Genomic DNA, 13,267 nt, shown 5'->3' with positions numbered 1-13,267 from the left:
CCGTCTTCTTGCACTCCTGAACCTCTCCCAGGGGTTTGTGTTTTCCCGGGAAAAGCGGTTTCCTTTCCGCGTACTGCATTTTCGATGAAAGGAAATCCGGTGGCACAGAAGGTTCAGGTCCTTCTTGTTGACGACCTCGACGGCGGCGAGGCGGACGAGACCGTGACGTTCGCTCTTGACGGCAAGACGTACGAGATCGACCTCACCACGACGAACGCGGACAAGCTCCGTGGTCTTCTTGAGCCGTACACCAAGAGTGGCCGTCGCACGGGTGGTCGCGCCGCGACCGGCCGCGGCAAGGGCCGCGCCGTTACGGGTGGCAACAAGGACACCGCCGAGATCCGTAGGTGGGCGCGCGAGAACGGCCACAATGTGAATGACCGCGGTCGTGTTCCGGCCGAGATCCGCGAGGCTTACGAGAAGGCCAACGGCTGACCTGTCGGCCGATGGGCCCACAGGTGCGTCCGGGCGTGCGTGAGCCGGGCCCGGTGGCATTCCGTCGCCGCCGCGTCCACGAGTCGTACGAGATCGGGAGCATCCCCACCCCTGCTCCCGAGGCCGCCGAGGGCCGGGAGCGACAGCTCCACCTCCTGGCGCGTCCCAGGGGGCCGCAGCCAGAACGCGGCCCCCGGCGAGCCCTTCGCCGCCCCGCCGGGCGGCGGTGGAGCCGTGATGTGCCCGCCGAGCCCGACGGCGGACAGGTCGAGGGTGATTCCGCCCCACTCCAGCCAGTCCAGCAGGCCGGGAAGTTCCTCCGCGCTGCCCGCGGCCACCAGCAGCCGCATCCGTTGCCCCGCCATCGCCACCGGACCGGTGCACCGGACCCGGCGCAGCGCCGCGTGGCCCGCCGCGGCCGGCATCTCCAGCACGTCGAAGCGCAGCCCCGTCGGCAGCCGCACCGGCGACGTGCCCGTCGTGACCCAGCCGAGCTCGCGGGCGTACCACTGCGCGCAGTCGTCGGATTCCGGCGACGGGCGGGGAGGCGGGACGAGGGAAGCCATGTCCGATGAACCGCCGAACCGGTCCCCGGGTTACGCGCTGTTCGTGATCCACTGCTCTCTGTGCCCGCGCCAGGGTGGTGCGGGAGCATCCGGCGGCGCGAAGTTGTTCGCCCGTAGCGGAGGAAACGGGGGTGCGCCGCATGGACTGTCGGTGGGTGCGGGTAAGACATCCCTAGTGGGAAGGGGCGACACGCGGGCAAAAACGTCTCACGTTCGCCATCGGCGTACTGGCGAAAGGGCTATCTGCCTGGCCTGCGGGAACATCGTCTCGCACCATCGGGTTGGAGCAGTTGTCGGCGTTCGTGGCGGGGCATCCGCCAGGTAGCAAGGCCGGGTGTCGGCAGTTGAAATGAGCGGTCCCCGCTTGCGGGACTAAGCTGCGGAAGGACAGGGAGGGGACCGACCCCTTACTGCCTGACCGCTCTGAGGAGCGATTAACGATGTTCGAGAGGTTCACCGACCGCGCGCGGCGGGTTGTCGTCCTGGCTCAGGAAGAAGCCCGGATGCTCAACCACAACTACATCGGCACCGAGCACATCCTCCTGGGCCTGATCCACGAGGGTGAGGGTGTCGCCGCTAAGGCCCTGGAGAGCCTCGGGATTTCGCTCGAGGCGGTCCGCCAGCAGGTGGAGGAGATCATCGGCCAGGGCCAGCAGGCCCCGTCCGGGCACATCCCCTTCACACCCCGGGCCAAGAAGGTTCTGGAGCTGTCGCTCCGCGAAGCCCTTCAGCTCGGCCACAACTACATCGGCACGGAGCACATCCTGCTCGGCCTGATCCGCGAGGGCGAGGGCGTCGCGGCCCAGGTCCTCGTGAAGCTGGGCGCCGACCTGAACCGGGTGCGGCAGCAGGTCATCCAGCTGCTCTCCGGGTACTCGGGAGGCAAGGAGGCCGCCACAGCGGGCGGCCCCGCCGAGGGCACGCCCTCGACGTCCCTGGTGCTCGACCAGTTCGGCCGGAATCTCACCCAGGCCGCTCGCGAATCCAAGCTCGACCCGGTCATCGGGCGCGAGAAGGAGATCGAGCGGGTCATGCAGGTGCTCTCCCGCCGTACGAAGAACAACCCGGTCCTCATCGGCGAGCCCGGCGTCGGCAAGACGGCGGTCGTCGAGGGTCTGGCGCAGGCCATCGTCAAGGGCGAGGTGCCCGAGACCCTCAAGGACAAGCACCTCTACACCCTGGACCTCGGTGCCCTGGTGGCGGGTTCCCGCTACCGAGGCGACTTCGAGGAGCGCCTGAAGAAGGTCCTCAAGGAGATCCGCACCCGCGGCGACATCATCCTGTTCATCGACGAGCTCCACACCCTGGTGGGTGCGGGCGCCGCCGAGGGCGCGATCGACGCGGCGAGCATCCTCAAGCCCATGCTGGCCCGGGGCGAGCTCCAGACCATCGGTGCCACGACGCTCGACGAGTACCGCAAGCACCTGGAGAAGGACGCCGCGCTCGAGCGCCGCTTCCAGCCCATCCAGGTCGCGGAGCCGTCGCTGCCGCACACCATCGAGATCCTCAAGGGTCTGCGCGACCGTTACGAGGCCCACCACAGGGTCTCCATCACGGACGAGGCGCTGGTCCAGGCCGCCACCCTGGCCGACCGCTACATCTCGGACCGCTTCCTCCCGGACAAGGCGATCGACCTGATCGACGAGGCCGGTTCCCGGATGCGCATCCGCCGGATGACCGCGCCGCCGGACCTCCGCGAGTTCGACGAGAAGATCGCGGGTGTCCGCCGCGACAAGGAGTCGGCCATCGACTCCCAGGACTTCGAGAAGGCAGCTTCGCTCCGCGACAAGGAGAAGCAGCTGCTGGCGGCGAAGGCCAAGCGGGAGAAGGAGTGGAAGGCCGGCGACATGGACGTCGTCGCCGAGGTCGACGGCGAGCTCATCGCCGAGGTCCTGGCCACCGCCACCGGTATCCCGGTCTTCAAGCTGACCGAGGAGGAGTCCTCGCGTCTGCTGCGCATGGAGGACGAGCTCCACAAGCGCGTCATCGGGCAGAAGGACGCCATCAAGGCCCTCTCGCAGGCGATCCGCCGTACGCGAGCCGGTCTGAAGGACCCGAAGCGCCCCGGTGGCTCGTTCATCTTCGCCGGCCCGTCCGGTGTCGGTAAGACGGAGCTCTCCAAGACGCTCGCCGAATTCCTCTTCGGCGACGAGGACGCGCTGATCTCCCTCGACATGTCGGAGTTCAGCGAGAAGCACACGGTTTCCCGCCTCTTCGGTTCGCCCCCCGGTTACGTGGGTTACGAAGAGGGTGGCCAGCTCACCGAGAAGGTGCGCCGCAAGCCGTTCTCCGTCGTTCTCTTCGACGAGGTCGAGAAGGCCCACCCCGATATCTTCAATTCCCTGCTCCAGATTCTGGAGGACGGTCGTCTGACCGACTCCCAGGGCCGGGTCGTGGACTTCAAGAACACGGTCATCATCATGACGACCAACCTCGGGACCCGGGACATCTCCAAGGGCTTCAACCTGGGCTTCGCCGCCCAGGGCGACGTCAAGACGAACTACGAGCGGATGAAGGTCAAGGTCAACGAAGAGCTCAAGCAGCACTTCCGGCCCGAGTTCCTCAACCGTGTCGACGACACGGTCGTCTTCCACCAGCTCACCGAGGAAGACATCATCCAGATCGTCGACCTGATGATCGCCAAGGTGGACGAGCGCCTCAAGGACCGCGACATGGGCATCGAGCTCAGTGCCGAGGCCAAGTCGCTCCTGGCGAAGAAGGGCTATGACCCCGTGATGGGCGCCCGGCCGCTGCGCCGGACGATCCAGCGCGAGATCGAGGACATCCTCTCCGAGAAGATCCTCTTCGGTGAGCTGCGTCCCGGTCACATCGTGGTCGTGGGCACCGAGGGCGAAGGGGACGAGAAGAAGTTCTCGTTCCGCGGCGAGGAGAAGTCGGCGCTGCCCGACGTCCCGCCGATCGAGCAGGCTGCGGGCGGCGGCCCGAACCTGTCGAAGGAAGCGTGAGGCGCGCGTAGCGCCTGAGCGTCGAAGGGGCTGCCCCGGACCGGTTTCGGTCCGGGGCAGCCCCTTTTCCGTGCGCTCGTCACCGGTCGATGGTGATCCGGTCTCCCAGTTCCTCGGCGCCGACCAGCAGGGGATCGTGGCGCTCCCGTCCCGACACCGCCACCTGAAGGTCGGGCCAGGAGTGCAGCGGTGTGAGGTCAAGGGTGCCGGAGTACGCGGAGGCTTTGAGGGCGAGCCGGGTGAGTGAGGGGAACAGGGGCCGCAGGAGTGCCAGGCCCCTGTCCGGCGGCGGGACGTGGACAGTCAGGTCCGTGATGGAGGGCACGGGCTCCTGCCCGCTTGGCCAGGGGAAAGCGTTGAACGTGACCCTCTGGACGTGAGGGTGGGCCCGGAGCGCGGCGAGTGCCTCCTCGAAGGCGGCGATTTCCGAGACTTCGAGTTTGTCGAGTGATGGCCACCCGTCCAGACCGTCGAGGGCGAGAGGCCGCCGGCACTCGATGGTGAGAGAGGTGATCGACGGGAGATCCGGCAGTTCGCTCAGCCGGTCGATGGCGAGCCCCGTCAAGGTCAGGTGGGTCAGGCCGGTCAGGTGTGCCAGTGGGGCGAGGCGCTCGGGCGGCAGATGCGAGGCGTCCAGTTCCAGGAGTATCAGAGCTGAGAGCTCCGTGAGGGGAGCGAGGTCCTGCACCGCCGGACATCCGTCGAGGCGCAGATACGACAGGGACGAGGCCGAGCCGCCCAGCCAGGAAAGATCCGAGGCCGAGGGATTGCCCTGCAAGGTGAGGAACGTCAGTGGCCGGTTCCCCAGGGCCTTCTGGAATTCCGCATCGGGTGCGTCACCCGTCAGTAGTAGGCCGGTGACGGATGGCACGTGCCGCAGCGCACGCAGATACTCCGAGTCGTCCACCGTGACCAGGGCAACCAGCAGGTCGCAGTGGGCCAGCACATCCTTCGCATAGGGCTGGGCGGGGAAGTTCTGCCAGTGGATGACGAAACTCGCGCCAAGGCTGGGGTGCTCAAGGGCCCAGGCCCGAGCGTGGGGAAGGGCCTCGGCCCCACCGATGGAACCGATCAGGGCCCCCGTTGCGGCGGTGGCCGGGGCGTTGGACGTCACGCTCTGCGGGTTGGGGAGGAACGCCAGGGCAGCTGTCCCGAGGCGGGCCAAAGCGGACACCTTCTCGTTGTCGGCTGGCGGGAACAATGCCGCCGTGCTCTCCCGCACCCGCTCCCGTACCGCCTCGTCGAGCCAGGTGGCGTGCTGTTCGCACAGCGCCGCGAGCACATGGATGTCCGTTCGCGCCTGGGAACCCTTCTCGTGCGTGAGCCCCGCGTCCAGCAGCCCCTCCACCAGCACGGGAAGCTCCCTGCGCCCGCAGTGCCCGGCCGCCAGCAGGATCACGTCCTGCCACTGTTCCTCGCCCGTGTGCCTGAGCAGTTCCCCGAGGTGGTCGTCCTCGACGAGCTCCTTCGCGGCGAGGAAGTCCTGGAAGGTGCGGTGGGCGAACTGGTAGGTGTCGTCGGTGTGCTCCTGGAGGAGGCCGCTGCGGTTGAGGAGATGCGTGAGGATCTTGTCGGCCGAGCCCTGTGCGCTGACCCGTCCCATCCCGGGAAGGGCCCGGTCCAGCTGCCGCAGCGCCTGCTCGCGGGTGAACTCCGACTGGCCCTCGCGCACCAGCCACACGGCGATGCGCTGGAGGAGCTGAGTGTGCTCCTCGATGTCCATCACGATGCCCTCGGGGCGCTCGATCCGGCGCCGGCGGTCGCGGTTGCCCAGCAGCATCTCCAGCGCCGAGCGGTACAGCTGCCAGCGGGTCTCCGGCAGGAAGCCCTCGCGGCGGCGGTGCAGGGCGCAGATCACCGCACAGAGCAGGGGGGTCCTAGCGAGGTCACGGAGGGTTGAGTTCTGGGCGAACTGGCGGGAGAGGTCCTGTTCCAGCTCGCCCAGCCTCTCGTGGTCCTCTTCGTCCTCGACCAGCCGCGCCGCCCGGTGCCACGACGCCACGAAGGACTGGATGTCCTCGTTCCGCATCGGCAGCAGCCGCAGCTCCTCGAAGCCCTCGGAGCCGAGCCAGTCCGGCTCGACCGCCAGGGGGCGGACGGTGGCGACGCAGCGGGTGTCCGGATAGCGCAGCAGGAACTGGGACAGCCAGGCGTGGGCCTGTTCGCGTTCCTCGGGCGGCACCTCGTCGAGGCCGTCGACCAGGAGCAGCGCCCTGCCCGACTCCAGCACCCGGCCCGCCCAGCCGTCGGGGGCCCGGTCGACCACCAGTCCGGCCGCCCCGGACAGCTGGGCGGGCCCAGGGAACTCGCTGCCCCGGGCCCGCAGGGTCCGCAGCGGGACGACGAAGGGGACCAGGCCGTTCAGCGGCTCCAGCGCGTCGCTCAGGGTGCGGGCCGAGGTGTGGGCGGCCAGCCACCACAGCAGTGTGGTCTTCCCCGCGCCCGCGTCGCCCCGGAGCAGGACCCGGCGCCGGTCGGCCAGGAGCGCGTCCACACGCTGGGGCCCCGAGGGCGGGAGCAAGGGGGAGTGGGACCGGGGCTGGGCCTCCAGGCTCAGATAGGCCGTGTCCAGGTCCCATTCCGAGTCGTGCCGTCCCAGCTCGTCGAGGCCGAAGATCTTCGTACGCCGGTACGCGGCACCGACGGAGGTCGCGTAGCCCTCCTCGTACCGCAGATCCTCGGGGAAGTGGCCCCGGACGCTCTCGTGGCGGAGCCGGGGGCCGGTCTGCTCGTAGACGAGGCGGAACGCCGTCGCGCTCAGTACGGGGCCGAGCGGGACGCACTCGACCCGTCTGCCGCCGCGCTGCATCGGCGCCTGACGGGCTATGCCGAGCAGGACGTCTCCCGCGAACACCGGACCGCCTGAGAGGCCGGAGAGTACGGAGGGCTCCTCGTCGGGCCGTACGGGGGGCGGCTGGTCGAGGTCGCAGACCAGCAGTCGGCGCAGCCGCCCCGCCATGGGCAGGACGGTCGCGGTGTACTGGTCGGCTTCCGCGCGCTTCTCGGCGCCGTAACGCTGGATGCGCGGGAAGCCGGTGATCTCGCAGCCGTAGATGGCCTGCCGGGTGTCCACCAGGCCGAGCCGCACGGGATCCGCCTCGATCACCGGCACTCCGGTCTGGAGCAGGGCGGCGTCGAGGTCGTGGTCGATCCAGACGACGGACGCCGCGAGACGGGAGCTCAGTGCGGGGTGGGCGAGGTAGCACCGGCTGCCCCTCTTGACCACATGGGCGCAGGTCAGCACCAGCCGGTCGGTGAGCAGGACCCCGCTGCCCTGAAGGGCGCCGGAGACCACCACCGTGCGGTCGGCCGGCTGGAGGAGGCTCACCACCCGCCGGTCGTGCCGTCGCCGTCACCGAAGTGGCCGGTGCTGCCGGCCTCCTCGTCGCCGATCTCCCAGGCCTCCCCGGTCACGGCGTTGCGGGGGGTCAGGGTGAAGCCGACCTTGTGCGTGCGGCCGGTGGACCGCGAGGTGTCGCCGCCCGCCTCGACGACCCAGGCCTTCACCTTGCCGCCCGCCTTGAGCTCCCTGCGGAGTTCGAGGGTGAACTCCATCTGGATGTCCCCGACGGAGAAGGCCACGGGCCTGCCGGTGGCGCGGGTCGCCGCGTCGATGAGCTGGTTGCGGATCGACTCGACGGCGTCGGCGAGCTCGATTCCGTCCAGGCCGTGGGTGTTGTCGTCAGCCATCTCTTCCCCCGGGGTGCTGAGCAGGTGCCCGACAGCGTAGTCAGCCCCGGGGGCCGAAGGTCCCGAAACGGACAGGCTTCCGGCCCACCGGCGGTGACAAGGCGCACAGGCCGTTTCGGGCCTACTAGGCGCCATAGGAGAAGAGGCGGTGAGGGGCGGAGGGACCTTCGGCCCCCCGGCCATGAGGCTTTCGGCGTTTGAGCTGAAATGCCCGTCTTGATGGCCTGTGTCCGGGAAGGATGCCTTTGGAACTGGGGTTAAACCCGGTTCGCGAAAATAATCGGGAAGATCGTCCGCCGCCGCCCGGCCGGTGGCTGCGGCGAATTCCCGGCCCCTCGACTACGGCTTTTGATCGTAGATGGGGGGTTTGAGTGTTGTTGGGGGTGCGGGTTACCAAGGTGGAGCAAGCCCGGTCCGAGCGCCGGGTCCATTCACCCCGGAGGTTCTCCCCGTATGTCGAAGCGCGTTACGTTCCAGCACTCCCGCCGCCCGTCCATGCCCCGCGTCACCGGCGCCGTCGTGGCCGCAGGCCTGGGTGCGTCGATGGTGTTCGGTGCGGGCGCGGCGTTCGCGTCCGGCACGTCGGACACCGCCGCCCTCGCCGGTGCGACCACCGCGGGCTCCGTCGCCCAGCAGGCGACCGCCCAGGGCAAGGCCGCCGAGAAGGCGAAGGCGGACAAGGCCGAGGCGAAGAAGAAGGCCGCTGCCAAGAAGAAGGCCGCTGCGAAGAAGAAGGCCGCCTGGGAGGCCCCGGTCAACAAGTACGTCCTGAGTGCCACCTACGGCACCGGCGGCGACCGCTGGGCCAGCAAGCACTCCGGCCAGGACTTCGCGGTGCCGATCGGCACCAAGGTCGAGGCCGCCCACACCGGCCGGGTCGTCAAGGCCGGCCCGAACGGCGGCGGCGACGGTCCCGCGTACGGCAACGCCATCGTGATCAAGCACGCCAACGGCAAGTACTCGCAGTACGCGCACCTGTCGAAGATCGACGTGAAGATCGGCGACCGTGTGAAGACGGGCGAGAAGATCGGCCTGTCCGGCAACACCGGTAACTCCAGCGGCCCGCACCTGCACTTCGAGATCCGGACGACCCCGAACTACGGCTCGGCGATCAACCCGGTCTCGTACCTGAACTCCGTGCACGTCCACATCTGACGGACACCGTCCGGCCGCTAAGCGGCGGGCCCGTGGTCATGGGCCCTGGTCACCAGCTCGATGGCGACCTCGAGAGCAGCCTTGCGCTTCTCCTCGGGGTCGCCTTCGGCGTCTCTGAGGGCCATCATCCCGGCGTGCATCGTGAAGAGCGCGCTGAAGCACCGCACCTGGTCGGTCAGCGCGGCGTCGGGGTCCTTGATCAGGTCGACCAGTGAGATGGCCCGGTGCTTGATGGTGCGGCCGATGCTCAGCTCGCGCACCGCCGCCTGGTTCTCCTGCATGAAGACGAAGAGCGGCTGGGCGGCCTTGAGCGCCTCGCTGTAGCGGATCAGGATCTGCTTCTTCGTCTCCAGGGTGCGCGGCTGCCCCCTGCCCCACTCCAGGAGCTCCTCGATCGGCCGGTTCAGGTCCTCGAAGATGCTGACGAGGATGTCTTCCTTCGTCTTGAAGTGGTAGTACAGCGCGGCCTTGGTGACCTGCAGCTGTTCGGCGATCTCGCGGAGCGAGGTCTTCTCGTATCCCTGCTCGGCGAAGAGCTCCAGGGCCACGTCCTGAATGCGCTGGCGGGTGTTGCCCCGACGAGGCTGAGACGTGCTGCCCATGCGACTCTCCCACAAACTTACTTGACGACCGGCTAGTTACAGGTCTAGCTTCCCTCAGTGTAGTCAACTAGCCGGGCGGCAAGTAAGTGTCGGGTCGGTGGCAGATGGCGCGATCAGGGGATCAGGGGAGAAGGACATGGCAGAGCTCAAGAAGGCGGCGGACCAGCCGGCCGAACCGCCGGCACGCAGCGTCAGGGTGGTGGTTCTCGCCCTGATGATCACGATGCTGCTGGCCATGCTCGACAACCTGATCGTCGGCACCGCGATGCCGACGATCGTGGGTGACCTGGGCGGCATGGAACACCTGTCCTGGGTGGTCACCGCCTACACCCTGGCCACCGCGGCCTCCACCCCCATCTGGGGCAAGCTCGGCGACCTCTACGGACGCAAGGGCGTGTTCCTCACGTCCATCGTGATCTTCCTGGTCGGCTCCGTGCTGAGCGGCATGGCCCAGGACATGAGCCAGCTGATCGGCTTCCGCGCCGTCCAGGGCCTCGGCGCCGGCGGTCTGATGGTCGGCGTGATGTCGATCATCGGCGCCCTGGTTCCGCCCCGGGAGCGCGGCAGGTACCAGGGCATGATGGCCGGCGTCATGGCGATCGCCATGATCGGCGGACCTCTGGTCGGCGGCGTCATCACCGACCACCTGGGCTGGCGCTGGAGCTTCTACATCAACCTCCCGCTCGGCGTGATCGCGCTCGCCATGGTCACCGCCGTGCTGCACCTGCCCCCCACGGAGCGGTCGAAGGCCAAGGTCGACTACCTGGGCGCCGCGCTCCTCACCGTGGGCATCACCGCGATCGTCCTGGTCACTACCTGGGGCGGTACGGAGTACGCCTGGAGCTCCGCCGTGATCATGGAGCTGATCGCCCTCGGCGTCGCCTCCCTCGTCGGCTTCCTCTTCGTCGAGACGAAGGCCGCCGAACCGATCATGCCGCTGCACATCTTCCGCAGCCGCAACTTCACCCTCATGTCGGTGATCGGCTTCATGGCCGGCTTCGTGATGTTCGGAGCGGTGCTCTTCCTCCCGCTCTACCAGCAGTCGGTCCAGGGGGCGTCCGCGACCAACTCCGGGCTGCTGCTCCTGCCGATGCTGCTCTCGATGATGGTCGTATCGCTGATCGCGGGCCGGGTCACCACCAGCACCGGCAAGTACCGGATCTTCCCGATCGTCGGCAGCGCCCTGATGGTCACCGGGCTGTTCCTGCTCTCCACCATGGACACCGGCACCACGCGCCTCACCTCCGGTGTCCACATGGCGGTGCTCGGCGCGGGCATGGGCTTCCTGATGCAGATCACGATGCTCGTCGCGCAGAACAGCGTCGAACTCAAGGACATGGGTGTCGCCTCGTCCGCCACCACTCTCTTCCGCACGCTCGGCAGCTCCTTCGGTGTCGCGATCATGGGCGCCCTGTTCAACGGACGGGTGCAGGACGAGATGACGGCGCGCGGCGGCGGCGGGGCGACGGACCGGTCCGCGCAGCTGGACGCGTCGAGCCTGGCGAAGCTCCCGGACGCGGTGCGTGAGGCGTACGAGTACGCCGTAGCCTCCGGGACGCACATCGCCTTCCTGGTCGGCGGCGCGGTCGCGGTGACCGCCCTGATCGCGTCGGTGTTCGTCAAGGAGGTCCCGCTGCGGGGCGCGGGGAAGCCGGAGGCGTCCTCGGACGGACCCGCAGGTCCCGCCGACGCCGTTCCCGCCGTGGGGACCGAGCCGGCCAAGGCGTCGCAGAACGCCTGAGCAGACCGCACGCGAGCGGGCCGCACCACACGCGTCGGGGCCCCGGAGGCGACTCGCCTCCGGGGCCCCGACGCGTGCGCAGGCTCAGCCCAGGTCCGCCTGTCGCAGCACCGGGAAGCTTCCGGTGCTCGTCGGCGCGTGCTCGGGCAGCCACAGCACGGCGACCGCCCCGCCCTCGGCGCCCCCGGCCGGCCCCGCGTTGCGGAAGGTCAGCCGGGCGCCCAGGACCCGCGCCTGCCCTGTGGCGATGGTGAGCCCCAGACCGTGCCCCCGCACCGAGCGGTCACTGCTGCCGGTACGGAATCTGCTCGGCCCTTCTCGCAGCAGCGCCTCGGGGAAGCCCGGCCCGTGATCGCGGACCCGTACCACCCGGCCTTCGACCGTGACCTCGACCGGCCCCGCCCCGTGCTTGGCGGCGTTGCCCAGCAGATTGCCCAGGATGCGTTCCAGCCGCCGCGGATCGGTGGACACCCAGGACTCGTGAGCCACCCGCACCGTGATCTCCGGATCCAGCAGCCTGACCCGGCGGCCGACGAACTCGCCGAGGGCCAGCTCCTGGAGCTCGGCCCGCTCCGACGCGCTGTCCAGCCTGGCCACCTCCAGGACGTCCTCGACCAGGGTCCGCATCGCCTGGGCCCGGTCCCTGACGAGCTCCGTCGGCCGCCCCGGCGGCAGCAGCTCGGCCGCCGTGAGCAGCCCGGTCACCGGGGTGCGCAGCTCGTGCGCGATGTCGGCCGTGACCCGGCGCTCCGCCTCGATCCGCTCGTTCAGCGCGTCGGTCAGCGCGTCCACGGCCCGCGCCAGCTCATCGGTCTCGTCCCGTACGACACCGCCGACGGCCTCGCGCACGCGCACCTCCGTGTTGCCCTGCGCGACCTTGCCGGCCGCCGCCGCGGCCTTGCGCAGCCTCCGGGAGAGCTGGCCGCCGATCAGGACGCCCAGCGCGCAGCCGCCGAAGACGACCGAGACCGAGCCGATGACCAGCGCCCGGTCGAGGTCGCCCATGATCGTGGCGCTGCGGTCGGCGAAGCGGGTGTGGAGGGAGAGGATGTCGCCGTTGGCCAGCGGTACGGCCGCCCAGACATCGGGCACCCCGTCGTCGTACTCGTCGACGTGGGTCGCCCGCCGGTTGTCCCGTATCTGCTCGCGCAGGCTCCTCGGCAGCGAAGGGTCGTTGATCTTGGAGCCGAACTTCGGCGACGGCTTCTGGGTGCTCGTCGCCTCGTACAGCCGCTGGGCGAAGAGCAGCCGCTCCAGCTGCACCTCGCGGGCGTTCTCCAGCATCGAGACCCGGGCGGCGTTGTGGACGACGAGGCTCAGCGCCAGCGCGATGAGCGCGCCGACCGCGGCGATCGCGATGCTGATCTTCCAGCGGACCCCGGTCCGCAGCGCCAGCCGCCTCATGCGCGCAGCTTGTAGCCGAAGCCGCGGACCGTCTCGATCCGGTCCTGCCCGATCTTGGTCCGCAGACGCTGCACATGGACGTCGACGACACGGGTGTCCCCGCCCCAGCCGTAGTCCCAGACCCGCTCCAGGAGCCGGTCCCGGGAGAGCACGGTGCCGGGCGCCGCGGAGAACTCCAGCAGCAGCCGCATCTCCGTGGGCGTAAGGCCCACGTGCGCGCCGCTCCTGCGCACCTCCATGCCCTCGGTGTCGATCTCGACGTCGCCGAACACCAGCACCCCGTCCGCGCCGGCCCCCGCCCCGGCGCCCCCGTCTCTCTGACCGCCGGCCCCGGCCGCGTGGCCGAAGCGCCGCAGCACGGCGCGGATACGGGCGACGAGCACGGCCCCGTCGAACGGCTTGGTCACGTAGTCGTCGGCCCCCGCCTCCAGGCCGAGCACCACGTCGATCGCGTCGGCCCGCGCCGACAGCATGATCACCGGCACCGTGGACTCGTCCCGGATGCGCCGGCACAGACTGACGCCGTCGAGCCCGGGCACCATCACGTCCAGCAGCGCGATGTCCGGGCGGTCCGCCCGGAAGGCCTCCAGGCCCAGCAGGCCGTCGGGCACCGCGGTGACCGTGAAGCCGACCCGCTCCAGTGCGAGCTGGGTGGCCTCGCGGATGACGTCGTCGTCCTCGACGAAGAGGACATGGGTCTCGGCCATG

The 13,267-nt window shown here is 69.5% G+C and carries 10 protein-coding genes; 4 read left to right on the top strand and 6 right to left on the bottom strand.

The features are described from left to right. The first annotated feature begins 99 nt into the window (after nt 1-99). Complete coding sequence (locus tag AMK10_RS25085; RefSeq protein WP_073750230.1) at nt 100-435, top strand: histone-like nucleoid-structuring protein Lsr2; 336 nt, start codon at nt 100-102, stop codon at nt 433-435. On the opposite strand, the gene AMK10_RS25080 is transcribed toward AMK10_RS25085, so the two are convergent. Beyond that, nucleotides 414-1,001, bottom strand: a complete 588-nt coding sequence (locus tag AMK10_RS25080; RefSeq protein WP_073750229.1) for an SCO3374 family protein — start codon at nt 999-1,001, stop codon at nt 414-416. The two genes, AMK10_RS25085 and AMK10_RS25080, sit on opposite strands and share 22 nt — an antisense overlap. Before the next feature lie 440 nt (nt 1,002-1,441). Here AMK10_RS25080 and AMK10_RS25070 point away from each other — a divergent pair, with 440 nt between their 5' ends. Beyond that, on the top strand, nt 1,442-3,967 hold the full coding sequence (locus AMK10_RS25070) for an ATP-dependent Clp protease ATP-binding subunit (protein ID WP_073750228.1): 2,526 nt from the start codon (nt 1,442-1,444) through the stop codon (nt 3,965-3,967). Between the two features lie 79 nt (nt 3,968-4,046). Here AMK10_RS25070 and AMK10_RS25065 read toward each other — a convergent pair whose 3' ends face one another. After that, nucleotides 4,047-7,298, bottom strand: coding sequence for a serine protease (locus AMK10_RS25065; RefSeq protein ID WP_073750227.1), 3,252 nt, complete (start codon nt 7,296-7,298; stop codon nt 4,047-4,049). Continuing rightward, a complete protein-coding gene (locus AMK10_RS25060) occupies nt 7,292-7,657 on the bottom strand; it encodes a trypco2 family protein (protein WP_073750226.1) in 366 nt (121 codons plus the stop codon). Before AMK10_RS25060 ends, AMK10_RS25065 begins: the two co-directional genes overlap by 7 nt. 453 nt (nt 7,658-8,110) lie before the next feature. Here AMK10_RS25060 and AMK10_RS25055 point away from each other — a divergent pair, with 453 nt between their 5' ends. Then, the gene (locus AMK10_RS25055; protein WP_073750225.1) at nt 8,111-8,812 is read left to right on the top strand and encodes a M23 family metallopeptidase; all 702 of its coding nucleotides are present in this window, start codon (nt 8,111-8,113) and stop codon (nt 8,810-8,812) included. Nucleotides 8,813-8,829: 17 nt separating this feature from the next. Here the strand turns inward: AMK10_RS25055 and AMK10_RS25050 are convergent, their stop codons facing one another. Continuing rightward, nucleotides 8,830-9,414, bottom strand: a complete 585-nt coding sequence (locus AMK10_RS25050; protein WP_073750224.1) for a TetR/AcrR family transcriptional regulator — start codon at nt 9,412-9,414, stop codon at nt 8,830-8,832. Between the two features lie 136 nt (nt 9,415-9,550). On the opposite strand from AMK10_RS25050, the gene AMK10_RS25045 reads away from it, so the two are divergent. Further along, the gene (locus AMK10_RS25045) at nt 9,551-11,155 is read left to right on the top strand and encodes an MDR family MFS transporter (RefSeq protein WP_073750223.1); all 1,605 of its coding nucleotides are present in this window, start codon (nt 9,551-9,553) and stop codon (nt 11,153-11,155) included. 84 nt (nt 11,156-11,239) lie between these two features. On the opposite strand, the gene cseC is transcribed toward AMK10_RS25045, so the two are convergent. Beyond that, nucleotides 11,240-12,559, bottom strand: a complete 1,320-nt coding sequence (gene cseC / locus AMK10_RS25040; RefSeq protein WP_073750222.1) for a two-component system sensor histidine kinase CseC — start codon at nt 12,557-12,559, stop codon at nt 11,240-11,242. After that, entirely contained in the window at nt 12,556-13,266 is a 711-nt protein-coding gene (gene cseB, locus AMK10_RS25035; protein ID WP_073750221.1) for a two-component system response regulator CseB, read from the bottom strand. Before cseB ends, cseC begins: the two co-directional genes overlap by 4 nt. Between the last annotated feature and the right edge of the window lies 1 nt (nt 13,267).

It is taken from the genome of Streptomyces sp. CB02058, from assembly GCF_001905505.1.
In the GTDB taxonomy this organism is placed as follows: Bacteria; Actinomycetota; Actinomycetes; order Streptomycetales; family Streptomycetaceae; genus Streptomyces.
Note: the sequence above shows the minus strand (reverse complement) of the source record. Positions and strands in the feature narration are given on the sequence as shown.

What these genes read in the sequence shown, in the direction of transcription:
- cseC (WP_073750222.1), bottom strand. Translation starts at nt 12,559, where the DNA reads ATGAGGCGGCTGGCGCTGCGGACCGGGGTCCGCTGGAAGATCAGCATC.
- cseB (WP_073750221.1), bottom strand. Translation starts at nt 13,266, where the DNA reads ATGGCCGAGACCCATGTCCTCTTCGTCGAGGACGACGACGTCATCCGC.
- AMK10_RS25050 (WP_073750224.1), bottom strand. Translation starts at nt 9,414, where the DNA reads ATGGGCAGCACGTCTCAGCCTCGTCGGGGCAACACCCGCCAGCGCATT.
- AMK10_RS25055 (WP_073750225.1), top strand. Translation starts at nt 8,111, where the DNA reads ATGTCGAAGCGCGTTACGTTCCAGCACTCCCGCCGCCCGTCCATGCCC.
- AMK10_RS25070 (WP_073750228.1), top strand. Translation starts at nt 1,442, where the DNA reads ATGTTCGAGAGGTTCACCGACCGCGCGCGGCGGGTTGTCGTCCTGGCT.
- AMK10_RS25060 (WP_073750226.1), bottom strand. Translation starts at nt 7,657, where the DNA reads ATGGCTGACGACAACACCCACGGCCTGGACGGAATCGAGCTCGCCGAC.
- AMK10_RS25080 (WP_073750229.1), bottom strand. Translation starts at nt 1,001, where the DNA reads ATGGCTTCCCTCGTCCCGCCTCCCCGCCCGTCGCCGGAATCCGACGAC.
- AMK10_RS25045 (WP_073750223.1), top strand. Translation starts at nt 9,551, where the DNA reads ATGGCAGAGCTCAAGAAGGCGGCGGACCAGCCGGCCGAACCGCCGGCA.